This is a genomic window from Ruegeria sp. AM2 (genome assembly GCF_056540685.1).
The window spans coordinates 661470-685106 of sequence record NZ_JBQFXE010000001.1; the positions used below are offsets into that span (position 1 = coordinate 661470).

Consider the following 23637-nt stretch of genomic DNA (forward strand, 5'->3'; position numbering starts at 1 on the left):
TAGATTCGATGAAAAAGCCTCGGCGGACCGGGGCTTTTTTGCATTACCTGATTGAGTCAGTAGACCCCGACCTCGCTGCCAGGCTGCGCCGCTACTTTCAGCAATTTGAACGCGTAGTCCGCCGTAGAACGGAAACAAACCACGCGGAAGGTCTCGGCGTCGTCCATCCAGAATGCACCCGCCACCTGGGCTAGACGTGAGCGGCGGATCTGTCCGGGCTGGAAGGCGTCCGCCGACAGATCGACAGGGGCGATCTTGCCCATCACTTCGCGGGCACTGGCACCTGAAACGCGGAATACCGCCCGCGCGTCCGAGACGTTGACGGCCAAAGCATGTGTGCCGCTGAGCGCGTTCGTCATCTCGGCCAGTTTAGCGTTCACTTCCGTATAGGGCACCAGCACGAGCAATTCGTCGGGTGACATCCAGCAGACGCCGGTTTCACCATCAACGAACGCTTCACGCTGGCCAGGCACTTTCTGACCCGTTGCGTGTTTGACGGCCTTCGCTAGAACCTTATCGGACAGGTCACCGCGCAGAGTGATCATCCCTTGAAGGCCGCATTCCTCGACCTTTGCAATTCCTTCGTAAGAGGCATGGTTCAATGCGCTGATGGGTTCAGACATTCTGCTTCTCCCCGTCCTTGTCGAAGAAGACCGGATCGACGATCTTGGCCTTGTAGGTTTTGCCATCGGTGCCCGGGAACTCGACAACCTCGCCCATCCGGTCCGGACCGTGCTTGATCAGACCCATGGCGATACCTTTACCCAAATTGGCCGAGTAATAGGTCGAGGTCACGCGCCCGATCATATTGCGCTGACCGTTGGCATTGACGCCCTCGCCCACCGCGTAGGCACCGTCGGGGATGACAGAACCATCCACAGTCTCCAGACCGACCAGTTTCCAACGCTCTGGATCGGCCATATGGCTCCGCGAATGGGCGCGTTTGCCGAGGTAGTCCTCTTTCTTCTTGGACAGCGCCCAATGCAGCCCCAGATCCTGCGGGATCACGGTGCCGTCGGTCTCGTCGCCGATCATGATGAAGCCCTTCTCGGCCCGCAGGATGTGCAGACATTCGGTGCCATAGGGCATTACGCCGAACTCTTTGCCCGCGTCGATCAGAGCGTCCCAGAACGCCTGACCTTGGCTTGCGGGGACCGCGATCTCATAGGACAGCTCACCCGAGAACGAGATGCGATATGCGCGCGCGTCGAACTCACCGATCTTGCCATCGCGCCATTCCATGAAGGGCAGCGCCTCTTTCGACAGTTCCATGCCACCGCCCACTTGCGCGTTCAGCTTCTCAAGCACCTTGCGGGCGTTGGGGCCGACCACGGCGACCTGCGCGTATTGCTCGGTCACGTTCGCAACATAGACTTTCCAGTCCCACCATTCAGTCTGCAGCCACTCTTCCATGTGACCATGGATACGCTCGGCCCCGCCGGTGGTGGTGTGGCACAGCCACGTATCGTCGTCGATCCGCGCAACAACACCATCGTCGATCAGGAAGCCGTTTTCCGAGCACATCAGGCCATAGCGGCATTTGCCGACCTTCAGCGTGGACATCATGTTGGTGTACATCATGTCCAGGAACTTGCCCGCATCGGGGCCTTTGACGATCAGTTTACCCAGTGTCGAAGCGTCCAGCAGGCCGAGGTTTTCACGCGTGTTTTTAACCTCGCGGTTCACCGCGTCATGCACGGACTCTCCGGGACGGACATAGGCATAGGTGCGGCGCCAATGGCCGACCGGCTCCCAGTCTGCGCCGTTTTTGTCATGCCAGTCGTGCATCGGAGTCTGCCGGATCGGCTGGAACACCTCACCGCGCGCTTCGCCGCCGATCGACGCCAGCGAGATGGGCGTATATGGCGGACGGAAGGTGGTGGTGCCGACCTTCGGAATCTCCGAATCCAATGCATCAGCAAGAATTGCCAAGCCGTTGATATTGCTCAACTTACCTTGGTCTGTCGCCATGCCCAGCGTGGTGTAACGCTTGGTGTGTTCGACGCTTTCATAGCCTTCGCGCGCCGCCAGCTGAACGTCGGACACTTTGACGTCGTTCTGGAAATCCAGCCACGACTTCATGCGCAGTTGGATGTCCGCATTCGCGGGCATCAGCCAGACCGCCGCCATCGGGGCCTCAGGCGCAGCTTCACCGACCGGTGCCTTGGTGCGTTTAGCCTTGAACCCGGCCGCCTTGGCCGCGGCTTTGCCCGCCGCATCCGCGTCGGTCAGAACGTCACCGAGAGCCAGCGGACCATTCGCGGACCCGGCTGCCCGAACGAAGCCTTCGCCATCCGCCCCCAGCGGGGGACGATTGGGGTCAGGACGGAAGTGCGCCTGCGCCTCATCCCAGATCAGCTTGCCACCGCAATGCGACCACATATGCACAACCGGAGACCAGCCGCCCGACATGGCGACCGCGTCACATTCGACCTCTTCCCGCGCGCCGCCAATACCTTCCTGATTGCAAAGCTCGACCTTCTTGACACGCTTGCCGCCTTTGACCTTGGCAATCGCCTTGCCGGGATCGACGCGAATACCCAGCGAACGCGCCTCTTCGGCCAAAGGCCCGGCGGTATCCCGCGCGTCGACCACGCGCAGAACATCCACACCCGCCTGTTTCAGAATGATCGCGGTCCGGTAGGCATCATCGTTATTGGTGGCAACGATCACCCGGTCGCCCGGCGTCACGCCCCAGTTCACGACATAGTCTCGCATGGCCGAGGCCAGCATGACGCCCGGCACGTCGTTGCCCGCAAAAGACAGCGGGCGTTCAATTGCGCCCGTAGCGGTCACGACCTGTTTCGCGCGGATCCGCCACAGGCGGTGACGCGGCCCTTGGGTGCCCGGCTTGTGGTCATTCAGACGCTCATATCCCAGCACGTAACCGTGGTCGTAGACCCCGGCCCCCATGCAACGATTGCGCATCGTGACGTTGCCCATTGTTTCGAGTTCGGAAACTAATTGTTCCACGAACTTATCCACAGGCTCATCATTGATTGTTCCGCCATCAACCGGAGCGCGACCACCCCAATGGGCGGTTTGTTCGATCAACATGACCTTGGCACCAGAGGCGGCTGCCACTTTCGCCGCCTGCAGACCGGCAACACCACCCCCAATCACCAGAACATCGGTGAAGGCATAGAAGTGTTCATAGGTGTCCGCATCGCGGCTGTCCTTGTCGGGCGCTTTGCCCAGACCAGCGGACTGGCGGATGAACGGCTCGTAGACGTGTTTCCAGAACGGTTTGGGATGGATGAAGGTCTTGTAATAAAACCCGGCTGGCAGGAACCGTGCCAGCGCCGTGTTCACTGCGCCGATGTCGAATTCCAGATTGGGCCAATGGTTTTGCGAGATTGAGGTCAGGCCGTTAAACAATTCGGTCGTGGTCGCGCGCTGGTTCGGCTCGAACCGGTTGCCCTGCCCCAGACCGACCAAGGCGTTCGGTTCCTCTGCCCCGCTGGCGACGACACCACGCGGACGGTGGTATTTGAACGACCGGCCCATCATCATCTGATCATTGGCCAGCAGCGCCGAGGCCAGAGTGTCGCCCTCGTACCCCTGCATCGAGGTGCCGTTGAACGTAAACGTGACCTTTCTCGACCGGTCAATCAGCCGGCCTTGGTTTGCGAGGCGGGTGCTCATGGTGCGGACCTTTCGCAGATGGAGGCGTCGGAGCCTCCGGCAGGAGTATTCTTGAAAAGATGACGCATCATGAGAATTCTCTCCACGTCCATCCCGGACGCTTGGAGGCGATGGTGTCTTTTATCTTTTGCGGCGGCTCAGTGGTCTGGGCGGGATAAGTACCAAAGACCTCAAGCGTCTGGGTGCAGCGGGCTGCGTGAAACCACTTGCCGCAGCCATTGGCATGCCGCCAGCGTTCGAAATGCACGCCTTTGGGGTTTTCACGCATGAACAGGTAGTCGTGGAATTCGTCATCGGACGAGCCCGGGCCGTAGCGCTTCAAATGCGCCTCGCCACCGGCGGCCAGTTCGGTTTCTTCGGCATCCACGCCACAATAGGGGCAATTCAAGATCAGCATTTTCGGGCACCAGTCTCAGACATTATGGGCAGTGGTCGGCTGCGGTTCGGCAGATAGGGGAACAAATCTATTGAAGTGCAGCATCGCTTCGATCGGCACATCAATGCTTCCCGGGCGGATGGCTACGATGTCGGACGCGATCTTGAACGCGACCAGCCCTGCCCGGTGCAAGAGCGACACGATTTTCCGTTCTTCGCTGTCACCGCTATTGGACTCGACGATGGCGAGTTTGATATCGAGGCTGACCGGGTCAAAACTGTTCAACACAGGAACTTCGTGACCTTCTACGTCAATGATCAGAATATCCGCCGTCTCGACATCCTGTTCCGCAAGAATTTCGTCAAGACGACGCGCCGCAACATTTGTCTCGGCAACAGCGGTCGGCGGAAGGGCAACGTTTCTCTTCTGGTTGGCGATCTCAATGGCAGAGTTCATGCGCGCCTTGTCCAAAGATGCACAGCCCCTCAGCCAGCTTGGGCTGCTATCTCGGAAGCTCTCATCCAGATGATACAGCGTGATCGCCCCCGTCGTTTCCGACACCGCCGCGTTGACCAAAGTCACGTTCGGGTTGCCCCTGTGCCGATCCGTCAACTCTGAAAAGTACAGCGGATGTGGTTCGATCAGGACGCCATTCCAGTAGTCCTTGGACCAAAAATCCTGAATGGGATCATCAAGTTGACCGTCATTGGCACCAACTTGCACTACGCGAACCTGTTCCGACTGTGCATCAAGGCATGCCAAAATGAACTTCAGCAACGCCATTTTTGACTGACGGGGCCGTTTCGGGACGGCCGTAGGAAGGGTCGCGACGTCCATTAGTGCGCCACCCCGGCGGCGACGCTTTCGTCGATAAAGCGGCCTTCTTTGAAACGGTCCAGCGCAAAGGCTTCGGTCAGCGGTGAATGGCCCGTGGCCATCAGCTGCGCCATACCCCAGCCCGAGCCAGGAATGGCCTTGAAGCCACCCGTGCCCCAGCCCGCGTTGATAAAGCAGCCCTGCAGCGGTGTTTTCGACAGGATGGGCGAGCGGTCGCCGGTCATATCCACAATGCCACCCCACTGGCGCAGCATCTTCAGGCGCGAGATCATCGGGAAGGTCTCGACCAACGCACGAACGGTTTCTTCGATATGGTGGAACGACCCGCGCTGGGTGAAGTTGTTATAGGCATCCGTACCGCCGCCAATGACCATCTCACCCTTGTCGGATTGCGACATATAGCCATGCACAGTGTTGGCCATCACGACCACGTCCATGCAAGGTTTGATCGGCTCGGACACCAGCGCCTGCAACGCGACGGCCTCCAACGGCAGTCGGAAACCCGCCATATCAGCCAGCTGACCCGAATGACCCGCGACCACGATGCCCAGCTTGTCGCAATCGATCGCACCCTTGGTGGTATCGACACCGACCACGCGACCGTTGTCCTGACGCACGCCGGTGACTTCGCATTGCTGAATTATGTCCATGCCCATTGCGGAACACGCACGGGCATAGCCCCACGCCACCGCATCATGACGCGCGGTACCGCCGCGCTCCTGCCACAGACCGCCCAGAACCGGATAGCGCGGTCCGTCGAGGTTGATGATCGGCACCAGCTCTTTCACGCGTTCGGGTGTGATCCACTCGGTCTTCACGCCTTGCAGTGCGTTGGCATGGGCCGTGCGCTGATAGCCGCGAATTTCATGCTGGGTCTGCGCCAGCATGATCACGCCGCGCGGGCTGAACATGATGTTGTAGTTCAGGTCCTGGCTCAGATCCTCGTACAGGCTGCGCGCCTTTTCATACAGTGCCGCGGACGGGTCCTGCAGATAGTTCGACCGGATAATGGTTGTGTTCCGGCCAGTGTTGCCACCGCCCAACCAGCCTTTTTCGATCACGGCAACGTTCTGGATGCCGTAGTTCTTGCCCAGATAATATGCCGTCGCCAGACCGTGACCGCCCGCGCCGACGATGATGACGTCATAGCGCTTCTTTGGCTGGGGTGACCGCCAGGCGCGTTCCCAGCCGGTGTGATAACGCAGCGCTTCGCGCGCCACAGCAAAGGCTGAATAGTGTTTCATGTGCGAATCCGTCCGGTCTTGGATCTTTGGGCGAAGATATGCCGTGTGATCATATTCTAACCCTGCCGCGCAACGCCACAATATCGCACTATTGCGACATGACAGCCATTCGCGGCCATTTGTCCCTTTTTTCTGCGCTCCGACAGGTCTAAGTCAAGGCAACGATTTCGGAGGGACCATGTCGTTCTGGGTTATCATCTTCTGTATCGCGCTGCTGATTGCGGGGTATCTGGGTTTTACCATATTGCGGGGACGCCGCAGCCATAAGCCAGCTGCGGCCTATGACCTGCAGGTCTATCGCGAACAGCTTACTGGTGTAGACCGAGATCTTGCCCGTGGCGTGATCGCCGAGGCGGATGCCGAGCGTGTGCGCACGGAAATCTCGCGCCGCATTCTGGCCGCCGATGCTCAGATGCGGGATGAGGCGAAAGAGGCCGGACCGTCCCGGGCCGTGTCGGTCGTCACCATTCTGGCACTGATCGTCACCGTGGTGGGCGGAGGCATGGCCATTTATCGCCAAATGGGCGCTGCCGGATTCCCGGACATGCCTTTGTCGGCCAGAATAGAAATGGCCAATGATCTGCGGGATATCCGTCCCGGTCAGGATGAGGCAGAAGCCCTTGCCGTGCAGCCGGAGCCGGTCCAGTTGGACGAAAACTACGCCAAATTGCTGGAGGACCTGCGCGAGACAGTCGCGCAGCGCCCCGACGATCTGCAGGGTCATATCCTGCTGGCGCAGCACGAAACAAATACCGGCAATTTCAAAGCTGGCTATGAAGCGCAGAGACGGGTTGTTGAACTTTCCGGCGATAATGCCCCGGCAGATGCCTATTCCGATCTGGCCGAGATGATGATCCTCGCCGCTGGAGGCTATGTGTCGCCCGAAGCCGAAGACGCGTTGCGCAAAGCCCTTGAACTTGACCCGAAACAGGGACCGGCGCGGTATTACTGGGGGCAAATGCTGGCTCAGATCGGGCGGCCGGATCAGGCGTACCGCGTTTGGACCGACCTTCTGCGCGACTCACCGCCTGCCGCGCCCTGGGTTGCGGCAATCCGTGGGCAGCTTGATGAACTGGCGTTTCGCGCCGGTGTCTTCAATGCGCCAGAAGCTGCGGCGATTTCGGGTCCCAGTCAGGATGACATGGACGCAGCCTCTGATCTGACAGCGGAAGAACGCGAAGACATGATCATGGGAATGGTCAACCAATTGTCTGATCGGTTGGCGACCGAAGGCGGAACCCCTCAGGAATGGGCGCAGTTGATCGCCGCGCTCGGTGTACTGGGCGACACCGGACGCGCAACGACGATTCGGGACGAGGCCGTTTCGGTGTTCTCGGACAACCAAGAAGCGCTCGAGCTGATCGGAGCCGCTGCGCGTCAGGCCGGTGTCGAACAATGATCCACGACGCGTTCGAAGATTTTGCCGCCGCATTGAAACCGATGGCCGCATTGATGGGCCTGGATTTGGGCGAAAAAACTGTCGGGGTCGCTGTGTCGGATCACATGCGCAGTGTTGCGACGCCACTTGAGACTGTTCGGCGCAAAAAGTTCACGCTGGATTCAGCGCGCCTGCTTGAGATCGTCAAAGATCGCCAGATTGGCGGCATCCTTTTGGGCCTTCCCAAGAACATGGACGGGACCGAGGGGCCACGGTGCCAGTCGACCAGGGCGTTTGCCCGCAACCTGTCGCGCCTGACAGACTTACCTATCGGCTTCTGGGACGAACGCCTCAGCACCGTTGCGGCAGAAAAGGCACTGCTCGAGGCGGATACGACACGAAAACGTCGCGGACAGGTTATCGACCACGTCGCGGCGGGCTATATCCTTCAAGGGGCGCTTGACAGGTTGCGCTTTCTTTGACGGAGCGGACAACGCCTATGACAAACATGGTTTGGAAGCGGGATGAGGTCGAAAGCCCTTGCATCCAGATTTGCGTCGTCCACCCGACCGAGCGTATCTGTACCGGATGTTACCGCACCATCGATGAAATCTCGCGTTGGTCCAAAATGGACAGTTCCGAACGGGCCGAAATCATGCAGGACTTGCCGGACCGTAAACCACGACTTTCCAAACGGCGGGGCGGACGCGCCGCTCGGTTGGATCGTTCCTAGTTAACCGCGCATCTCGCCGGACTTTCCGGCCCGTGTCCTGTGAAGATCGGGTTCGGCGGACAATTCGCGTTCAAACAGGGCCATGATCTCGGCCTTTTTCATCTGATTGGTTCTGTTTTGTGGTGTTTCTTCGAGCGTCGACGCGCGCGGCGCAGTCGCGTCAAAAACACTTGAAAGCAAATGTTTCAAAGGCATCTTCGTTCTCCCACCCAAATCCAGAAACGCATCGACTGTCGCCACACCTATAAGGTCAGCAACGAGACAGGTTCACAAGTCTGGATTGTTCTCAGCAATGAAACGCATTTAGGGAGGCACCCAGCCTGAGAAAGGGGGAAGAATTGAGAAAATTCTGCAAAATTGGCGCGCGCAAAAGTTTACCTGTGAGACTTCAATATCTTGTCAGACTCTTACAGAGAAACGCTTGCCCTCAATTGACGTGACGTCATAATACGTCAACTTACAGAAGCACTGAAAACTCAGCCCGCAGCCAACCAAGATTTGGCGCTTTCATAGTCTTCGGCCGAAAAAAACTGCGTGCGAGTTCCAAGAATATGGCTGGCCACGCGCTGGGCCACCTTTTGCCAGGCTTTGTCCCCAACAATCGCCGCGCGATCGAGCAAACCGATATGTCCGACCGCAAGCCGGAAATGCGCGGCCAAGGCCGTCAGGCCCTGCCAACCGTCAAACTCGCGCAAGTCGATGAGCAGGCGAAAGCCGTCCTTATTGCGCAAAATTGCATCCAAATCAGACTCGGCCTGAGCGAACTCGTCAGGATCCATCTTTCCCATCAGGCTGAGTTGCACACAGGACCCGCCAAGATCGGTGACATGTATGGCCCCGAGCGACTCGCGCATCCAGCGACGGGCAGTTTCCAGTTCGTCCATGCCGAAAACCTGCATCGGGCAAGGCATGATCGGCGCGGCCAGCCGGATGCTGGTCTGCACCCAGCCCTGATCGGCTACAACCCCGATCCGGTCAAACCCGCGCCAATGGCTGAGGCCCAGCTTGGTGTCTGACCATGCCGCCCCAAGGTCATACCCTTTGAATTCATCACCCACGATAACCAGCAGCCGAACTGAGTCGTGATCTTCCAGCGCCGCCTCGATAGCGGGCACCAAAGTTGACGCGTAATCTGTGCTTGTGACCTCTCCGGACAGTTCCACTTCGATCAGAGAACCGTCAGAGTTCTTGTGAACCGTAATCATCGCAAACAATCTCCAAGGACCGGTAATAGGTCAATTTTATGGAGATTTGAGCCATTGCGCCACTCCGCCGGGAAGTTCAGGGCGAAAATAGACGATCATCCGACCTTCCGGGCCTGCGCTGGCCGCCGAACCCCACGGCGCAACACCGTGCAGGGTATGCCGGTGCAACAGATACGCCTCACCCGGTTGGGCAGCCAGTTCAATGCGCGGGCAAGAGTCGAAAACTTTGCGCCGCGTTTCCTGATAGATGTCCGTGATATCTGTGCACGCCAAGTCTTTAGAGTGGACGTTGGAAAGTGCATTGCGGAACGCGTCGCCCATTATGCGGTGGCTGCCTTCCCAAACGACCATCGGCGCGGCATCTGCGCTGGTTGGGGTCAACGGCAGACCCAGGACCCAGGCATGAGGTTCGTCGATGTACCTGCGCCGATCCGGGCCATTCGGCTTCAGCCCGTCCACATGCGCCGCATCCCGTTTTGCGCGATACCGCGCAGCAGCTTCGTTTTCAGTACGCCGCGGCTTTGGGTAGCCAGGATAGATCACCGAAACCTGCCCCTTGTGCAAGTCGATCGGCCCAAACTGATCGTTCGCAAATTCAATTGCCTGCCCGGTCAAGGGGCCAGACCCGCGTACCCTGCCCTGCGCGTCATTGTCCAAAGTATCGACGCCGACAAACCATGTACCACCACAATCGTGCCAATGCGCCAGAGACGGGTCTGAGACCGAGGCCCGCGCGGCTGGCAGAACATCACGAACCCAAGCAGCAACCTTTTCTTCGAATGGGAATTTGACCCATCCTTTGGCCAAAAACGCGCCTACCACCCCAAAGCCTTGCGCAGCATGTTCAGCGCAACCAGCGTCAGAAACACCGCGAACACGCGCTTCAACGGTTTCGGGTCCATCGCGTGCGCCAGTTTCACGCCCCACGGCGCGGTGATCATCGTCATCGCAACAACTATTCCGAAGGCGACAAGATTGACGGCCCCAATCGTCAGGGGTGGACGGTGTTCAGCAGAAATCGGCAGGAACAAGAAGCCAATCACGGACGGAACAGCAATAATAACGCCGAACCCGGCGGCGGTCGCAACAGCGCGATGGATCGGCGTGTTATAGAGGCTCATGAGTGGAACACCGAAGCTGCCTCCGCCGATGCCCATCAACACCGACAAAAAACCAACGGCCGGAGAGAGGACACTGCGGCGCAACCCCTTGGGCATTGCGTCCCCCAACCGCCATTCCGACCGACCCAGCCCGAGATAAGCTCCGATCACCATTCCGAGCACCCCAAACAGCGCCTGCAAGGCTTCGGTTCTGAGCGCCGAGGCCACCAAAACCCCAACAACCGCGCCAATTGCGATACCGGGCCCCCACCCGCGCAGGATTTCCCAATCCACCGCGCCTTTTTTGTTGTGGCTCATCACAGAGCGGATCGAGGTGACAATGATCGTCGCCAACGAGGTCGCAAGACACAGTTGCATCAATTGCGGTCCGCCATATCCAAGGGTCTGGAATGCATAGAAAAAGGCTGGAACCAATACGATGCCGCCGCCAACGCCCAGCAATCCTGCCAGCACTCCTGCGAATGCTCCGATCACAAGCAAAAGGCCCATCATCTGGGCCAGCAACATTGTTTCTGGCATCATCCCCCCATTTCGGCTTGCGACCGACTTAGACTGCTCGCTCTACCTGCGCGCTTTGCGTTACACGTTCCAACGCCTCAAGCAAGACCTCGGGCCCCGCATTCTCACGAACCGCCCCTTCGGACAGAACCCGTCGCCAGCCGCGTGCGCCGGGTCGCCCTGCGAACAAGCCCAGCATATGACGTGTGATCTGATGCAAACGCCCCCCGTCGGCAAGGTGTTGTTCGATGTAGGGCAGCATCTTGTGCACAACATCAAACGGATCAGCGGCGTGTCCGGTTCCAAAAATTACAGGGTCTGCCTCGGCCAGAATATCGGTTGGCTGGTGATAGGAAGAGCGTCCGATCATCACCCCGTCCAGTCCGGCATCAAGATGCGCACGCGCTTCTACCAACGACGTGATACCGCCATTTATGGAAATATGCATATCAGGAAACGCAACCTTCATGCGGTGCACGAGATCATAGTCAAGCGGGGGAATGTCTCTGTTTTCTTTGGGACTTAGCCCCTGTAGCCACGCTTTGCGCGCGTGGATCGTTATCCGCGAACGTCCCGCTGTACGAACTTGTTCAATGAAAGTCGGAAGAACCTCTTCCGGTTCTTGCTCGTCGACGCCAATCCGACATTTCACCGTCACATCAACATCAACCGCCTCGGCCATTGCGGCCACGCATTCGGCAACGCGATGTGGGTCTTTCATCAGAACCGCGCCAAATGTGCCGGACTGAACACGGTCCGAAGGGCAGCCGCAGTTCAGGTTGATCTCATCATATCCAGCCTCGGCCCCCAAGGATGCAGCCTGAGCCAATTCTTGTGGGTCCGAACCGCCTAGTTGCAATGCAACCGGATGTTCCAGCGGATTGTGGTCCAATAGGTGCAAGGCCCCACCCCGCACCAAAGCTGGAGCCGTTACCATTTCTGTATAAAGCAGAGTATTCGCGCTGAGCAGGCGATGAAGATACCGGCAATGCCTGTCCGTCCAATCCATCATGGGAGCGACGGAAAGTCGGGCATGTTTCAAAAGATCGAAAGCGGTCTTCGCTACCATAACCGGTCTCATCCTTGTAGGTCGGCGTCTTGCCGTGGCAGAAACGTGTGCTTCGCTGCCGCGAAATGACTACCTCTTTTGTCCGGAAAATGGTACCGCCTCCCTGGCTTGAACAGGGGACCTCTGGATCCACAATCCAGCGCTCTAACCAACTGAGCTAAGGCGGCACTCGTGAGGGGCGATGTAGCGAACGCGCACCGGGAATGCAAGAGGATTAAAGCTGAATTCTCCAGCTTTGTTCGACCAGATCGACCCCAAAGGAACGCACCGCTTTGCTGTCCGTCAACTGCCAGCCAAACGCGCGATACAGCGCGCAGGCGGCCTCGTGACTTTCATGCGTCCACAACACCATTTCATTGTAGCCCGTGTCACGCGCAAACCCCATGCAAGTGGTCAACAGGGTTTTGCCGACACCCTTTCCTCTTGCCTCGGGGCGCAGATAAAACAGCCGCAGTTTGGCGGTTCGCAGGCCTTGAGAAACGCAGAAGATGCTTCCCAATGGTGCGCCTGCGCTTTCGGCAATCCAGCCTTTTTCGCGTGAAGGGTCATGATCGGCAACGAAATCATCAAGGATTTGCGAGACAAGCTTGCCAAAGCTGTCGTCAAACCCCTCGACGCGGGCATAGTGATCGGCGTGCTGTTCGACCAACCAAGGCGCGTCGTCCGCCTTAAACGTTCTGAGAGTGACCTGATCCATACCTATATAGAACGCAGAGCCCGCTTGATTCTCAACCCGCCCCGCGCTAGCACAAATGCTCAGTCCCCGGAGGCGCAAATGGGCATCAACACCGAACGCGATATCGAAGCGAACCTGCAGATCGGTCCGACGGATCAGGGTATGGTGCGACTGTTCATTGAAGGGTCAGGTATCGAGATTCCGATGGATTTCGACCCTGAAGAGGCCGAAGAAATCGCCGAGGAAATCCGCGCCGCCGCTCAGGCAGCCAGAGCCGTCAAAGGCTAAAGCCGCGGGTCACGCAGCGTATGCAGCCTGCGCGCGGCATCCACCGCAAATTTCTGGATCATCTTTTTGCGCCGCGCCGGGGCAAGTTTGCTTTCCGGACCCATCCGAATGATTTCGGCATCGTAAGCGTCCGCAATGATCAGACCCGACTCGGGTGGAAGGAGTTCGGTGGGAAAATCTGTGTCGACTGCCCAGAAAAAGCGATCACACCACTCCAAATATCCCTGCCACTTTGAATCTGACTGGAAATCTGCGCGGCTGGATTTGCACTCCACAATCCAGATTTCTCCTTTGGGTCCCAGCCCTACAACGTCTACGCGCAACCCTCGGCTAGGGACGAATTCTTCAATGGAAACATAGCCATGCGTCATCAGGTGCCGCGAGACACCACGTGCGAGTTTCTGGCCGGGCTGTAAATCGAGTGTCATTTCGTAAATGTGAACAATTAGTGAACAAAAATCAAGCCATTGACATAATACCATTTGGTATCGTAATTATATGAAACCTTTTGGTATCACGTATGAGGTCCCAATGAACACGCAAACTCAGAACGCCTTCCGTGCGCTGGCTGATCCAACCCGTCGGGACATCGTTTGCCTGCTCGCCCAAAACGACATGACCATCGCGCAACTGACCGACCGGTTCGAAATGACGCGGGCTGCTGTGAAAAAACATCTGACGGTGTTGTCAGATGGCGGCCTGATTACTGTCGAAGCGCGTGGTCGGGAACGCATCAATCGGTTGGAGCCGTTGGGCATGGCCCCGGTTCTGGACTGGCTCAGCTATTTTGACCGGTTCTGGGATGACCGCCTTGCCAATCTGAAAGAAGCCATTGAAAGGAAAGAGAAATGACAAAGTCCGTTCTGCAAAAGACCATCTTCCTGCGGGCCGAACCCGAAACCGTCTGGGACTATCTGACAGAACCCGACCGCCTGGCCGAGTGGTTTCACAAACCCGAGCGCCCTCTGGTCGCCGGACAAAAGCTTGAGATGTTCGGCACCACCAGCGGCGATCTATTGATCTGGGGCGAGGTTCGCGAGGCTCGTAAGCCGCATTATCTAGAATATACCTTCACGGTGAAACCGATGGGCGACGCCGTCAGCGTGGTGAAATGGACGCTGGAGCCCGTCGCCGGTGGGACGCGGCTGGCATTGGTCCACGAAGGATTGCCACAGACTGCCGAGGCCTTCGGTCTGATCCTCGCGCTGGACAACGGCTGGGATGAGCATTTCGGGAAAATGCGCACAGCTCTGCACGAAACTGTTGACGCCTGACCCCTTGTGCAATCGCCCGTCACGCCCTACTTAGGCCCGTGGCGGGTTCTGCCCTTCTTGTGATTGGTAGCATTCTGGTGGCCTTAAGCAATTCCGAGGGAGCTGGCTCTGTTCAGGTCCTGGCCTGATTACCTGGCGCCCACCTGTACATACAGGTCCTCGGGAATCACACCGCACGGTTGACTGGTGGTCCCGCCACACTTTTTCATTGAGTATCAGCGCTTTGCGCGCGCCTCTTGCTGGACAATAGCCGGCTTGAAACTGTGCACAACCGGCGACCCGCGGCGCGGGCCTCCTGGTTTTTCGGCCATACTCATGATGGCATAGGCGAACTGAACTCCGGCAAAGACGATGCCGTTCATGAACCAGATCATGGCCAGTGCGATCAGACCAATATCTGAGCCGGTTATGAGGTTGCGCAGATTGGCGACATTAAACGCCAGCAACACACCAACAAAAACCGCCGAGATGACAAAACCCCAGGCAACCTGAGTGATGTAAAGACGGATCAGTTTGGGCATGGCGGATCTCCTTGCGCTATGAGCAGGAGTCTAGCGAGTGCATGCGCGGGGTAAAGGCGTCAGAACGCCTCGGGCTGAGCCTCACGTGCCATGTGGTCCAGCACAGCATTGACGAATTTGGGCTCTTTTCCTTCGGGGAAGAAGGCGCGGGCCACGTCGACGAATTCGGTGATGACGACTTTGGGCGGCGTATCGCTTTGAGTCAGCTCCGCCCCTGCGGCGCGAAACACACCCCGTAAGGTCGGGTCGATGCGCGCGATAGGCCATTTGGCCACCAGCGCGCGATCGGTCATCTGGTCGATGGGCGCCTGATAGTTCACGGCATCCTCGACCAGTTTGCGGAACAGGCGGATGTCCCCGTCCAACATCTCTTCGCCCTCATAGACAGCACCAAACCGGTGATCCAGAAATTCGGTCACGACCGCTTCGGTCGTCTGGCCCGACTGCTCCATCTGGAACAGAGCCTGCACGGCATAAAGGCGTGCGGCGGATTTCATCAGGCGTTTCTGGTTGGCCGGCTTCGGCGCGTCGGTCTGGGTCATGCTGTTGTGGGTCCGTTGCTGTCGCCCGCCACAAGGATGGACTCGGACGGGGGCTTGAAGCCGACGCCCTTTTTGGAAGAGCCCCACTTACGGCTGAGCGCGATCAGATGCAAGGCCGCAGCGGCTGCCCCGCCCCCTTTATTCATCTTTTCGGGATTGGCACGGACCTCGGCCTGATCATCATTCTCGACGGTCAGGATACCGTTGCCGATCAGCAGGCCCTGCAGACCCATCAGTTGGATGGCGCGACTGGAGTCGTTGCAAACGGTTTCATAATGCGTGGTCTCGCCGCGAATAACACAGCCCAGCGCGACATATCCGTCGTAGTTGCACTGCCGGTCAGCCATGGCGATGGCGGTCGGGATTTCCAGCGCGCCGGGCACTTCGACCACGTCGCATGTGCCACCTGCGGCCTCAATCTCGGCCTTGGCGCCGGCGACCATGTTATCGGCGACGGCCCGATAGAAAGGGGCCACCACCAGCAGCAGTTTCACCGGCTTGTCGAATGTCGGGGTCGGCAGGACGCCGTGTTTATCTTGTTCAGCCACGATCAGTCATCCTTGAGAATGGAGCGGGTGCCGACGATAGACAGGCCAAACGCGTCGAGCCCCAGATATACGGTTTCCGGCGAGTCGGTCAGCAGAACCAGCTCTTGAATGCCCATCTTGGACAGGATCTGCGCGCCCAGACCGGTTTGCTTGATGGTGCGCGGGCCTTCGTCTTCGGCTGCATAAAGCGAATTGCGCGGCTGGCGGAACAGGCAGACAACACCGCGGCCTTCCGCTGCGATCTTCTCCATCGCACGGGGCAATTCGCGCGAGGATTTTGGACCGAGCCCAAGAATATCGGGCGCTTCGTGCAAGGCGTGGGTGCGGGTCAGGACGGGTTCGGGCGTAGAGATATCACCTTTGACCATGACAACATGTTCAATGCCGTGCGTTTGGTCGGTGAAAATCCGCATCTCCCAATCGCCACCATATTCCGAGGTGACGGTTTCGCGCGAGGTTTCGACCACCAAATTGTCATTGCGCGACCGGTATGCGATCAGATCGCTGATCGTGCCGATTTTCATCTCATGTTCTTTTGCAAATTCAACCAAATCGGGCAGACGCGCCATAGTGCCGTCCGGCTTCATGATTTCGCAAATAACACCCGACGGGTTCAACCCCGCAAGGCGCGAGATATCCACGGCAGCTTCGGTATGTCCGGCGCGTACCAGCACCCCACCCCGTTTGGCGCGCAACGGGAACACATGACCCGGTGTGGCGATATGCGCCATCGTGTTCTGTTCGTTGATCGCAGTCGCGACGGTCAGCGCCCGGTCGCCGGCGGATATCCCGGTCGACACACCTTCGCGCGCCTCGATCGATACGGTGAATGCTGTCTCGTGCCGGGAAGAGTTGTTCACCGCCATCATCGGCAAGCCCAGGCGATCAATCCGTTCGGCAGTCATCGGCAGGCAGATCAGACCGCGTCCGTGGGTGGCCATGAAGTTAATTGCCTCGGCATCGGCGAACTCGGCAGCGATCACCAGATCGCCTTCGTTCTCGCGGTCTTCGTGATCGACGAGAATATACATCCGGCCCTTGCGCGCCTCTTCGATAATGTCCTCGATCGGACTGATCGCGTCGCGCAGCTGGGCCTCGACCGGGCCGGGGGTTTCAAAGCTCATGAGGCAGCCTTTCGCAAGAGCATCTTTGAGGGGCGGGATAACTCAGTCCGCGTGCAAAGGCCAGTGCTCAAACGGTTTGACCAATACTGACGCCGCGCGCAAAACTGCCCAATGTAGCCAGACAAACACCGCCAATATTGTTTAGCAATTCCACTTCTTCGACCCTACTGAAACGCGATTGTCCACAAAAAGCCTCAATACAGCCCTCGGATCGCCTGATATCGGCGACACAGGTTTCCTTGGATGTCCAACACCAGTCAGGGATCGTTTCACAGTGTTCAAAACGGCTGATTTATCCGCACCCGGTCTGGGTTTCACAGAAACTCTGAGACGGAACCGATTGCTGCTTTCGCTGGTTGCACTCAACGTTTTGTGCGGCATCGCCGTCAGCATGCATCAGGGAACGTCATTCTGGGGCACAACAACTCCGTTGGTTCTGCAGATTTCGGAAAAACTGTCGTATTTCATGCTCGCCTCCTTCATTATCTGGCGGTTGGGCGTGGGCATGCTGGTCGTCAAACCGAAAAAACCGATCCAGTGGATGGTGAAAGACGTGCGCGAAATCCTGACTGACAGGGTTCGTGTTCCGGACGCGATCATCAGCTATGTGTGCGTCATTGCAATGGCTGTCACCTATTCGTTCCTAAAAAACGAAATCCATACGTTGAACCCGAACCTGTGGGACAGCGCGTTTGCGCAATGGGACCGGGCCATTCACGGTGGACGGGACGCGTGGCAACTGTTGTGGCCAATACTGGGGCTCCCTTTGGTCACATCCGCGATCAATGCCGCCTATCACGCGTGGTTTCTGTTGAACTACGCCGCCGTTTGTATGGCCTGTCTTGACCGCAGTGACCCAGGCAGAAGCGCGGTATTTCTTGTTGCTTTCGTTTTGTGCTGGTTCGTGGGCGGAAATGTGATCGCCACGTTCCTGTCCTCGGTCGGGCCAGTCTACTTCGAACCTTTTGGGTTTGGTGACACCTACCTGCCCCAGATGGAACTGCTGCGCGAGAACCACTTGACCAGCCCAGTGTGGGCCCTGGGCGTGCAGCAAGGGCTTCTTGACACCTACTTCACCGAGAATGGCTTCCGAGGTATCTCGGCCATGCCCAGCATGCACGTCGCGTCAAGCGTTGTGATTGCGCTTTATGGCTTCACGTATTCCCGCTGGCTGGGTTGGGCCTTGACCGCATTTGCCGGCATCATTCTGCTGGGTTCAGTGCATCTGGCGTGGCATTACGCCATCGATGGTTATGTCTCGATCCTACTTGCACTTGTCTTCTGGTGGGCAGCCAAAAAGCTAACAGCGCGATTTGGCCCCGGCACCTGACGATCAAGACATCTCGCCCAAGCGCGCCACGTAGCGCGCCAGAGTGTCGATCTCAAGGTTCACCCGATCTCCAACCGCAACATCCCCCCACGTGGTGACCTCTTTGGTATGCGGGATGAAATTGATACCAAAGTCGCATCCCTCGACCTCATTTACCGTCAAGGACGTACCGTTCAACGCGACCGAGCCTTTAGGGGCAATGAACCGAGCCAGATCGGCAGGCGCACGCAGCGTGACACGAGTGCTGTCCCCCTCATCGCGAACATTGATCACATCGGCCACGCCGTCTACGTGGCCGGACACGATATGGCCGCCCAGTTCGTCGCCAACTTTCAGGGCGCGTTCAAGATTTACGCGTTTCCCGACCTTCCAACCTTCCAGGTTGGTCTTCGAAACAGTCTCGGCACTGATCTGCACATCGTACCAATCTTGCCCCAACGCAATGACGGTCAGACACACACCGTCACTCGCGATTGATGCACCGATATCGATACCGGCCGTGTCATAGCTGGTCTGAATCCGCGCGCGCAGATCACCTGCTTGCTCAAGCTCGGTGATGGTGCCGATATCCGTGACAATTCCTGTGAACATTTGTCTGACCCTTTGCCCCTGACGCCTTGTGCTGAGGTAAAGGTCCATGGCTCCGGCGACAAGCCCCGGCTTGCTCGGAAGATCACGAAACGGCATAATTCAATTTAATCAACAAAGACGAGCAGCCTTGATGGCCACTTCCGGCAAACGCATTTTCCTATTCCTGCAAGGGCCGCATGGCCCCTTCTTCAACGCGTTGGGCTACGGATTGCGCGCCGCTGGTGCTCAGGTTTGGCGCGTGGGCTTCAATGCAGGTGATCAGGCTTTTTGGAGCCACAAAGAAAGTTATATCCCTTTTCTGGATAGGCCCGAGGACTGGCCGACGGTTTTCAGCGACCTTTTGGATCAGCATGGCATAACTGACATTGTACTCTACGGCGACCCTCGTCCGATCCACGCGAAGGCCATCAAAATCGCCAAATCCCGTGGTCTGACCATCCATGTTTTCGAAGAAGGGTACCTACGCCCCTGGTGGGTGACTTACGAGCGCGATGGCTCGAACGGGCATTCGCGCCTGATGGACCTGGATGTCGCCCAGATGCGCCACGCGCTGCAAAAGGCCGAAACGCCCTCGCCGCCGCCACCTTCGCACTGGGGAGACATGCGCCAGCACATCTTCTATGGTGCCGTCTATCATGGGTTTGTTCTACTTTTTAATCGCAAGTATCGCCACTTTTGCCCGCACCGAGAGCTTCCGGTTTCCAGAGAATTTCAACTATATTTCAAACGTCTGGCCTTGATGCCAATTCACCGCATTCAACGCAGACTGGCCACAGCCCGCGTGCGGCTTGGCGGGTTTCCATACCATCTGGCCCTGTTGCAGCTGGGGCATGACAGCTCTGTTCAGGCGCATTCCGACTTTTCCTGCATGAGCGATTTCGTGGAAATGGTCATCGAGGGTTTCGCGAAAGGTGCGCCGCCGCATCATCATCTTGTGATCAAGGAACACCCTCTGGAAAATCACCGTGAACCTTTGGGACAAAAAGTACGGCAATTGGCGCGCGAACATGCCATTTCCGACCGAGTTCACTATGTGCCGGGCGGCAAACTGGCGCGATTGCTGGATGATGCGCTTTCAGCCGTAACAATCAACTCAACGGCTGGCCAACAGGTTCTATGGCGTGGAATTCCCCTGCGGACATTCGGAAGATCGGTGTATGAAAAACCAGAGTTTGTTTCGCGCCAACCAATCGAGGCTTTCTTTGCGCGGCCCGAAGCCCCGGACGTGACCGCCTATCGCGCTTATCGCCAGTTTCTGCTGGATACCAGCCAGGTTCCGGGCGGATTTTACTCGCGTCGTGGGCGGCGGCAATTGCTGCGGCGCGTGCCGGATATGATGCTTCGGGAACAGGACCCTTATCAGGCCATCATGCCAGACACAGAGACCGTGACGCCACAGTTGAAGCTTGTCGAATGATCCAACCCTAGGTGTTGCTGGAAGTTTCCCGATTATCCGGCTAGCATTCGGAAAAACAAAGACGACCGAGGTAAATCAGCAGTGTTCAGCTCTCCTACCCGTTGGATCCGGGGGGTTTCCCTTGTGGGGGCCCTGTGCGTCATGGCTGCATGCCAATTGCCCAAATCCGGCCCCAACAAGACAGAAATCCTGTCAGGGTCCGTCGAAAACGGGGGCAATGCCTTTGTCGTCGAAGTGGATGACCGCGTCACCCAGGCGACCTCGGCTGTTCCGCAGTTCGGGTTTTCTCAGTCGTTCCGCAATGCGCAAAGTGCTGCATCAGATACCGTTCGCCCGGGCGATGTTCTGGGCCTGACAATCTGGGAAAACGTAGAAGACGGTCTTCTGACGTCCGAAGCCGGCGGCGCAACCAAACTTGAAGAAGTGCAGGTCGACAGTGACGGTTTCATCTTTGTCCCATATGCCGGACAGGTGCGCGCGGCTGGAAATACGCCCGAGCAATTGCGCCAGTTGATCACATCGAAATTGGAAGAACAGACGCCCGATCCGCAAGTGCAGGTCACGCGCGCTGCAGGCGACGGAGCTGCAGTTTCGATGACCGGCACAATCGGTGCACCAGGCATCTACCCGATTGAGCGTCCGACAAGCACGTTGTCCACAATGCTGGCGCAGGCTGGTGGAGTCACTGTGGCGTCCGACATCGCGCTTGTGACAGTGCTGCGCGGGAAAGACCGTGGAACCGTTTGGTACGAAGATCTGTTCCGCAACTCGAACACAGATATCGCCCTGCGCGGCGGAGATCGCATTCTGGTCGAAGAGGACCGCCGCTCGTACATCGCGCTAGGGGCGACGGGCGGTCAATCTCGTGTCGCCTTCGACAGTCAGGACCTGTCCGCGCTTGAGGCTTTGGCTCAGGTCGGGGGCCTACAGTCCCTCTCGTCCGATCCTACGGGTATCTTTGTGCTACGGAAAGAGCGGCAGGACATCGCGCGGACGGTCATGGCGCGCCAGGATCTGCAAGGCGATCAGCGCATGATATACCTGCTGAACTTAACAGCGCCCAACGGGCTGTTCATTGCGCGCGACTTTGTGATCCGCGACGATGACACGATTTATGTGACCGAAGCCCCGTATGCCCAGTGGAGCAAATCTATTTCGCTGATTGCCGGTGGGCTGACCCCGTTCGCCAACGTTGCCACGCTAACAGGCAACTGATGCATAGCCCTGATCCGGTTTCCCCAACCGGAGACGAACGCTCTAGGCTGTTTGTTTACAACGGTGGTTTTCTGACCAATCGCCGGGTGCGCCGTATCCTGTCGCTATCAGGGCTCGACATTCGGCTGGGCCGCCCTCAAAGCGGTGATCAGGTCGGTGTCTGGGGCAACAGCCCAACCGCACATCGCGGGCTTCACATGGCCGCGAAGTACGACGTGCCAGTCCTTAGGGTCGAGGATGCGTTTCTGCGATCCCTGCACCCCGGTCGCCAAGGGGATGCCCCTTTGGGGCTGGTTCTGGATCGTGCTGGTCTGCATTTTGATCCCTCGGCGCCCTCGGATCTTGAACATCTGCTGGCGACGCATCCGCTGGACGACACCGCTCTGCTGGACCGGGCCCGAGGAGGGATCGAACGCGTTCGCGATCTGCACCTGAGCAAATATGCAGCGTTTGACCTGGACATCGCAGCACCTGAACCCGGCTATGTTCTGGTCGTCGATCAGACCCAAGGGGATGCGGCGGTTACAGCAAGCAGAGGGGACCTGGCGCGGTTCCGAGAAATGCTTGTCATCGCACAAGAAGAGAACCCAGGCGCGCGGGTTATCATCAAATCTCACCCAGAAACCATTTCGGGTCACCGCATCGGCCACTATTCCGATCAAGACAAAAGCGAACGGGTGTCCATACTTCGCGATCCCGTAAGCCCATGGGCGTTGCTGGACGGAGCCATCGCTGTCTACACTTTGTCCTCTCAGATGGGGTTTGAGGCCATACTGGCTGGCCACAAACCTCGCGTTTTTGGGCAGCCCTTCTACGCAGGTTGGGGGCTGACAGCAGACGACATGCCTGTCGCCCGTCGGCAACGCAACTTGACGCGGGCGCAGTTGTTTGCAGCAGCCATGATCCTCTACCCAACATGGTACGATCCTTACCGCGATCAGCTTTGCGAGTTGGAAACCGTGCTGGATACGCTTGAGGCACAGACACGTGCGTGGCGCGAAGATCGGCATGGTTGGACTGCATCCGGTATGCGGGTCTGGAAACGAGGGCATCTGCAAAAGTTCTTCGGGCAACATCAAAAGGTCCGGTTCACGCAAGACGTTCAACCGGGACAGGGGCAGCCGCACATGGTCTGGGCCAGCCGGGCCAGAGACGGACAGGAGGTTGTCCGCGTTGAAGACGGCTTTCTGCGTTCGCGCGGCCTTGGGGCCAATTTGATTCCGCCACTGTCACTGGTGACGGACGACCTTGGGATTTACTACGATCCGACCAAGCCGAGCCGCTTGGAAGAGTGGATCAGGGTTCGCGAAACGCTGCGCCCCGATCAACACCTGCGGGCCGAACGGCTGGTGCGTCGCCTGCTGGATGAGGGGTTGAGCAAATACAATACGGGCGGCGCAGGTCCAACCTTGCCGAAAGGTCATCGCGTTCTTGTCCCAGGGCAAGTTGAGGACGACGCTTCGATCCGATTGGGCGCAAGCGGCATCCGGACAAACCTTGAACTGCTGTCGGCGGCCCGTGAAGCCAACCCGGGCGCAGTTCTGATCTACAAACCGCACCCGGATGTTGAGGCCGGTCTTCGCGATGGCAAGATCGAGGCTGAAAATCTGGCCGACATCATCGCCACGGATACAGACCCGGCCGCTCTGCTGCCGCATGTTAACGAAGTCTGGACGATGACCTCGCTACTCAGTTTCGAAGCTTTGCTAAGAGGGGTGAAGGTCACAACGCTGGGCGCGCCATTCTATGCGGGATGGGGGCTGACGACGGATCTGGGCAGCGTTCCGGCCCGGCGCGGGGCGAGACCATCGCTCATGGGGCTCGTCCATGCGACGTTGATTGACTACCCCCGTTACTATGACCCTGTCACAGGCCTGCCCTGCCCGGTCGAAGTGGCGGTGGACAGGCTGGCGCAGGGTGACGTGGCACCCTCAGGCGCGATCAACCGATTGCTGTCCAAACTGCAGGGCGCGCTGGCAACGCATGCACGTTTCTGGCGTTGACG

Annotated in this window: 27 protein-coding genes and 1 tRNA gene; 10 read left to right on the forward strand and 18 right to left on the reverse strand. The window is 58.2% G+C overall.

Translation table 11 applies throughout. The annotated features are described in order from the left end of the window. Nucleotides 1–56: 56 nt before the first annotated feature. From ACR0CR_RS03330 to ACR0CR_RS03350, 5 genes are all read right to left on the reverse strand, one after another. Entirely contained in the window at nucleotides 57–623 is a 567-nt protein-coding gene (locus ACR0CR_RS03330) for a sarcosine oxidase subunit gamma (RefSeq protein WP_480596718.1), read from the reverse strand. Continuing rightward, nucleotides 616–3645: a sarcosine oxidase subunit alpha family protein gene (locus ACR0CR_RS03335; protein WP_480596720.1), complete on the reverse strand. Its 3030-nt coding sequence runs from the start codon at nucleotides 3643–3645 to the stop codon at nucleotides 616–618. Before ACR0CR_RS03335 ends, ACR0CR_RS03330 begins: the two co-directional genes overlap by 8 nt. A gap of 67 nt (nucleotides 3646–3712) precedes the next feature. Further along, on the reverse strand, nucleotides 3713–4042 hold the full coding sequence (locus ACR0CR_RS03340; protein ID WP_480596722.1) for a sarcosine oxidase subunit delta: 330 nt from the start codon (nucleotides 4040–4042) through the stop codon (nucleotides 3713–3715). Between the two features lie 15 nt (nucleotides 4043–4057). Continuing rightward, entirely contained in the window at nucleotides 4058–4858 is an 801-nt protein-coding gene (locus ACR0CR_RS03345) for an FkbM family methyltransferase (protein ID WP_480596724.1), read from the reverse strand. Beyond that, on the reverse strand, nucleotides 4858–6102 hold the full coding sequence (locus ACR0CR_RS03350) for a sarcosine oxidase subunit beta family protein (protein WP_480596726.1): 1245 nt from the start codon (nucleotides 6100–6102) through the stop codon (nucleotides 4858–4860). Before ACR0CR_RS03350 ends, ACR0CR_RS03345 begins: the two co-directional genes overlap by 1 nt. A 178-nt stretch (nucleotides 6103–6280) precedes the next feature. Here ACR0CR_RS03350 and ccmI point away from each other — a divergent pair, with 178 nt between their 5' ends. The 3 genes from ccmI to ACR0CR_RS03365 are packed head-to-tail and all read left to right on the forward strand — an operon-like array spanning nucleotide 6281 to nucleotide 8213. After that, nucleotides 6281–7501 carry a c-type cytochrome biogenesis protein CcmI gene (gene ccmI / locus ACR0CR_RS03355; RefSeq protein WP_480596728.1) on the forward strand — a complete coding sequence of 407 codons (1221 nt, stop codon included), beginning with the start codon at nucleotides 6281–6283 and terminating at the stop codon, nucleotides 7499–7501. Then, on the forward strand, nucleotides 7498–7962 hold the full coding sequence (gene ruvX, locus ACR0CR_RS03360) for a Holliday junction resolvase RuvX (RefSeq protein WP_480596730.1): 465 nt from the start codon (nucleotides 7498–7500) through the stop codon (nucleotides 7960–7962). Before ccmI ends, ruvX begins: the two co-directional genes overlap by 4 nt. 17 nt (nucleotides 7963–7979) lie before the next feature. Beyond that, complete coding sequence (locus ACR0CR_RS03365) at nucleotides 7980–8213, forward strand: DUF1289 domain-containing protein (RefSeq protein WP_480596732.1); 234 nt, start codon at nucleotides 7980–7982, stop codon at nucleotides 8211–8213. On the opposite strand, the gene ACR0CR_RS03370 is transcribed toward ACR0CR_RS03365, so the two are convergent. The 7 genes from ACR0CR_RS03370 to ACR0CR_RS03400 form a co-directional block, all read right to left on the reverse strand. Further along, complete coding sequence (locus ACR0CR_RS03370; protein ID WP_480596734.1) at nucleotides 8214–8408, reverse strand: hypothetical protein; 195 nt, start codon at nucleotides 8406–8408, stop codon at nucleotides 8214–8216. Nucleotides 8409–8689: 281 nt separating this feature from the next. Then, nucleotides 8690–9418 carry a SpoIIAA family protein gene (locus ACR0CR_RS03375; RefSeq protein WP_480596736.1) on the reverse strand — a complete coding sequence of 243 codons (729 nt, stop codon included), beginning with the start codon at nucleotides 9416–9418 and terminating at the stop codon, nucleotides 8690–8692. 36 nt (nucleotides 9419–9454) lie between these two features. Then, the gene (locus tag ACR0CR_RS03380; RefSeq protein ID WP_480596737.1) at nucleotides 9455–10240 is read right to left on the reverse strand and encodes a hypothetical protein; all 786 of its coding nucleotides are present in this window, start codon (nucleotides 10238–10240) and stop codon (nucleotides 9455–9457) included. After that, the gene (locus ACR0CR_RS03385) at nucleotides 10234–11058 is read right to left on the reverse strand and encodes a sulfite exporter TauE/SafE family protein (RefSeq protein WP_480596738.1); all 825 of its coding nucleotides are present in this window, start codon (nucleotides 11056–11058) and stop codon (nucleotides 10234–10236) included. The genes ACR0CR_RS03380 and ACR0CR_RS03385 overlap by 7 nt, the downstream gene beginning before the upstream one ends. 28 nt (nucleotides 11059–11086) lie before the next feature. Continuing rightward, nucleotides 11087–12106, reverse strand: coding sequence for a tRNA dihydrouridine(20/20a) synthase DusA (gene dusA, locus ACR0CR_RS03390; protein ID WP_480596740.1), 1020 nt, complete (start codon nucleotides 12104–12106; stop codon nucleotides 11087–11089). A 90-nt stretch (nucleotides 12107–12196) separates the two neighbouring features. Further along, nucleotides 12197–12273, reverse strand: a tRNA-His gene (locus ACR0CR_RS03395). Nucleotides 12274–12320: 47 nt separating this feature from the next. Next, nucleotides 12321–12803 carry an N-acetyltransferase family protein gene (locus ACR0CR_RS03400; RefSeq protein ID WP_480596741.1) on the reverse strand — a complete coding sequence of 161 codons (483 nt, stop codon included), beginning with the start codon at nucleotides 12801–12803 and terminating at the stop codon, nucleotides 12321–12323. Between the two features lie 78 nt (nucleotides 12804–12881). Here ACR0CR_RS03400 and ACR0CR_RS03405 point away from each other — a divergent pair, with 78 nt between their 5' ends. Further along, entirely contained in the window at nucleotides 12882–13070 is a 189-nt protein-coding gene (locus ACR0CR_RS03405) for a DUF6324 family protein (RefSeq protein ID WP_170715342.1), read from the forward strand. Here ACR0CR_RS03405 and ACR0CR_RS03410 read toward each other — a convergent pair. Continuing rightward, nucleotides 13067–13498 carry an MmcB family DNA repair protein gene (locus ACR0CR_RS03410; protein WP_480596743.1) on the reverse strand — a complete coding sequence of 144 codons (432 nt, stop codon included), beginning with the start codon at nucleotides 13496–13498 and terminating at the stop codon, nucleotides 13067–13069. The two genes, ACR0CR_RS03405 and ACR0CR_RS03410, sit on opposite strands and share 4 nt — an antisense overlap. Before the next feature lie 103 nt (nucleotides 13499–13601). Here ACR0CR_RS03410 and ACR0CR_RS03415 point away from each other — a divergent pair, with 103 nt between their 5' ends. Then, on the forward strand, nucleotides 13602–13922 hold the full coding sequence (locus ACR0CR_RS03415) for an ArsR/SmtB family transcription factor (protein ID WP_480596745.1): 321 nt from the start codon (nucleotides 13602–13604) through the stop codon (nucleotides 13920–13922). After that, nucleotides 13919–14344 carry an SRPBCC family protein gene (locus ACR0CR_RS03420; RefSeq protein WP_480596746.1) on the forward strand — a complete coding sequence of 142 codons (426 nt, stop codon included), beginning with the start codon at nucleotides 13919–13921 and terminating at the stop codon, nucleotides 14342–14344. Before ACR0CR_RS03415 ends, ACR0CR_RS03420 begins: the two co-directional genes overlap by 4 nt. Before the next feature lie 215 nt (nucleotides 14345–14559). Here ACR0CR_RS03420 and ACR0CR_RS03425 read toward each other — a convergent pair whose 3' ends face one another. From ACR0CR_RS03425 to ribB, 4 genes are read right to left on the reverse strand one after another with little or no spacing between them, the layout of a single operon-like run. Beyond that, on the reverse strand, nucleotides 14560–14865 hold the full coding sequence (locus ACR0CR_RS03425) for a hypothetical protein (protein WP_480596748.1): 306 nt from the start codon (nucleotides 14863–14865) through the stop codon (nucleotides 14560–14562). Nucleotides 14866–14924: 59 nt separating this feature from the next. Then, the gene (nusB, locus tag ACR0CR_RS03430; protein WP_480596749.1) at nucleotides 14925–15407 is read right to left on the reverse strand and encodes a transcription antitermination factor NusB; all 483 of its coding nucleotides are present in this window, start codon (nucleotides 15405–15407) and stop codon (nucleotides 14925–14927) included. Next, a complete protein-coding gene (locus ACR0CR_RS03435; RefSeq protein WP_480596752.1) occupies nucleotides 15404–15955 on the reverse strand; it encodes a 6,7-dimethyl-8-ribityllumazine synthase in 552 nt (183 codons plus the stop codon). Before ACR0CR_RS03435 ends, nusB begins: the two co-directional genes overlap by 4 nt. Nucleotides 15956–15957: 2 nt before the next feature. Further along, complete coding sequence (gene ribB / locus ACR0CR_RS03440; protein WP_480596753.1) at nucleotides 15958–17079, reverse strand: 3,4-dihydroxy-2-butanone-4-phosphate synthase; 1122 nt, start codon at nucleotides 17077–17079, stop codon at nucleotides 15958–15960. Between the two features lie 340 nt (nucleotides 17080–17419). Here ribB and ACR0CR_RS03445 point away from each other — a divergent pair, with 340 nt between their 5' ends. Continuing rightward, nucleotides 17420–18409, forward strand: a complete 990-nt coding sequence (locus tag ACR0CR_RS03445) for a phosphatase PAP2 family protein (protein WP_480596756.1) — start codon at nucleotides 17420–17422, stop codon at nucleotides 18407–18409. A 3-nt stretch (nucleotides 18410–18412) separates the two neighbouring features. Here the strand turns inward: ACR0CR_RS03445 and ACR0CR_RS03450 are convergent, their stop codons facing one another. Continuing rightward, complete coding sequence (locus tag ACR0CR_RS03450) at nucleotides 18413–19000, reverse strand: riboflavin synthase (RefSeq protein WP_480596758.1); 588 nt, start codon at nucleotides 18998–19000, stop codon at nucleotides 18413–18415. A 130-nt stretch (nucleotides 19001–19130) separates the two neighbouring features. Between ACR0CR_RS03450 and ACR0CR_RS03455 the strand changes: the two genes are divergently transcribed. From ACR0CR_RS03455 to ACR0CR_RS03465, 3 genes are all read left to right on the forward strand, one after another. After that, nucleotides 19131–20417, forward strand: a complete 1287-nt coding sequence (locus ACR0CR_RS03455; protein WP_480596760.1) for a capsule biosynthesis protein — start codon at nucleotides 19131–19133, stop codon at nucleotides 20415–20417. Nucleotides 20418–20558: 141 nt separating this feature from the next. Beyond that, on the forward strand, nucleotides 20559–21632 hold the full coding sequence (locus tag ACR0CR_RS03460) for a polysaccharide biosynthesis/export family protein (protein WP_480596762.1): 1074 nt from the start codon (nucleotides 20559–20561) through the stop codon (nucleotides 21630–21632). Continuing rightward, nucleotides 21632–23635: a capsular polysaccharide biosynthesis protein gene (locus ACR0CR_RS03465; RefSeq protein WP_480596764.1), complete on the forward strand. Its 2004-nt coding sequence runs from the start codon at nucleotides 21632–21634 to the stop codon at nucleotides 23633–23635. Before ACR0CR_RS03460 ends, ACR0CR_RS03465 begins: the two co-directional genes overlap by 1 nt. Nucleotides 23636–23637 lie beyond the last annotated feature (2 nt).

Bases quoted from the DNA above. Each gene is read 5' to 3' on its own strand.
- ACR0CR_RS03330 (WP_480596718.1), bottom strand. From the start codon at position 623: ATGTCTGAACCCATCAGCGCATTGAACCATGCCTCTTACGAAGGAATT.
- ACR0CR_RS03335 (WP_480596720.1), bottom strand. From the start codon at position 3,645: ATGAGCACCCGCCTCGCAAACCAAGGCCGGCTGATTGACCGGTCGAGA.
- ACR0CR_RS03340 (WP_480596722.1), bottom strand. From the start codon at position 4,042: ATGCTGATCTTGAATTGCCCCTATTGTGGCGTGGATGCCGAAGAAACC.
- ACR0CR_RS03345 (WP_480596724.1), bottom strand. From the start codon at position 4,858: ATGGACGTCGCGACCCTTCCTACGGCCGTCCCGAAACGGCCCCGTCAG.
- ACR0CR_RS03350 (WP_480596726.1), bottom strand. From the start codon at position 6,102: ATGAAACACTATTCAGCCTTTGCTGTGGCGCGCGAAGCGCTGCGTTAT.
- ccmI (WP_480596728.1), top strand. From the start codon at position 6,281: ATGTCGTTCTGGGTTATCATCTTCTGTATCGCGCTGCTGATTGCGGGG.
- ruvX (WP_480596730.1), top strand. From the start codon at position 7,498: ATGATCCACGACGCGTTCGAAGATTTTGCCGCCGCATTGAAACCGATG.
- ACR0CR_RS03365 (WP_480596732.1), top strand. From the start codon at position 7,980: ATGACAAACATGGTTTGGAAGCGGGATGAGGTCGAAAGCCCTTGCATC.
- ACR0CR_RS03370 (WP_480596734.1), bottom strand. From the start codon at position 8,408: ATGCCTTTGAAACATTTGCTTTCAAGTGTTTTTGACGCGACTGCGCCG.
- ACR0CR_RS03375 (WP_480596736.1), bottom strand. From the start codon at position 9,418: ATGATTACGGTTCACAAGAACTCTGACGGTTCTCTGATCGAAGTGGAA.
- ACR0CR_RS03385 (WP_480596738.1), bottom strand. From the start codon at position 11,058: ATGCCAGAAACAATGTTGCTGGCCCAGATGATGGGCCTTTTGCTTGTG.
- dusA (WP_480596740.1), bottom strand. From the start codon at position 12,106: ATGGTAGCGAAGACCGCTTTCGATCTTTTGAAACATGCCCGACTTTCC.
- ACR0CR_RS03400 (WP_480596741.1), bottom strand. From the start codon at position 12,803: ATGGATCAGGTCACTCTCAGAACGTTTAAGGCGGACGACGCGCCTTGG.
- ACR0CR_RS03405 (WP_170715342.1), top strand. From the start codon at position 12,882: ATGGGCATCAACACCGAACGCGATATCGAAGCGAACCTGCAGATCGGT.
- ACR0CR_RS03410 (WP_480596743.1), bottom strand. From the start codon at position 13,498: ATGACACTCGATTTACAGCCCGGCCAGAAACTCGCACGTGGTGTCTCG.
- ACR0CR_RS03415 (WP_480596745.1), top strand. From the start codon at position 13,602: ATGAACACGCAAACTCAGAACGCCTTCCGTGCGCTGGCTGATCCAACC.
- ACR0CR_RS03420 (WP_480596746.1), top strand. From the start codon at position 13,919: ATGACAAAGTCCGTTCTGCAAAAGACCATCTTCCTGCGGGCCGAACCC.
- ACR0CR_RS03425 (WP_480596748.1), bottom strand. From the start codon at position 14,865: ATGCCCAAACTGATCCGTCTTTACATCACTCAGGTTGCCTGGGGTTTT.
- nusB (WP_480596749.1), bottom strand. From the start codon at position 15,407: ATGACCCAGACCGACGCGCCGAAGCCGGCCAACCAGAAACGCCTGATG.
- ribB (WP_480596753.1), bottom strand. From the start codon at position 17,079: ATGAGCTTTGAAACCCCCGGCCCGGTCGAGGCCCAGCTGCGCGACGCG.
- ACR0CR_RS03450 (WP_480596758.1), bottom strand. From the start codon at position 19,000: ATGTTCACAGGAATTGTCACGGATATCGGCACCATCACCGAGCTTGAG.
- ACR0CR_RS03455 (WP_480596760.1), top strand. From the start codon at position 19,131: ATGGCCACTTCCGGCAAACGCATTTTCCTATTCCTGCAAGGGCCGCAT.
- ACR0CR_RS03460 (WP_480596762.1), top strand. From the start codon at position 20,559: ATGGCTGCATGCCAATTGCCCAAATCCGGCCCCAACAAGACAGAAATC.
- ACR0CR_RS03465 (WP_480596764.1), top strand. From the start codon at position 21,632: ATGCATAGCCCTGATCCGGTTTCCCCAACCGGAGACGAACGCTCTAGG.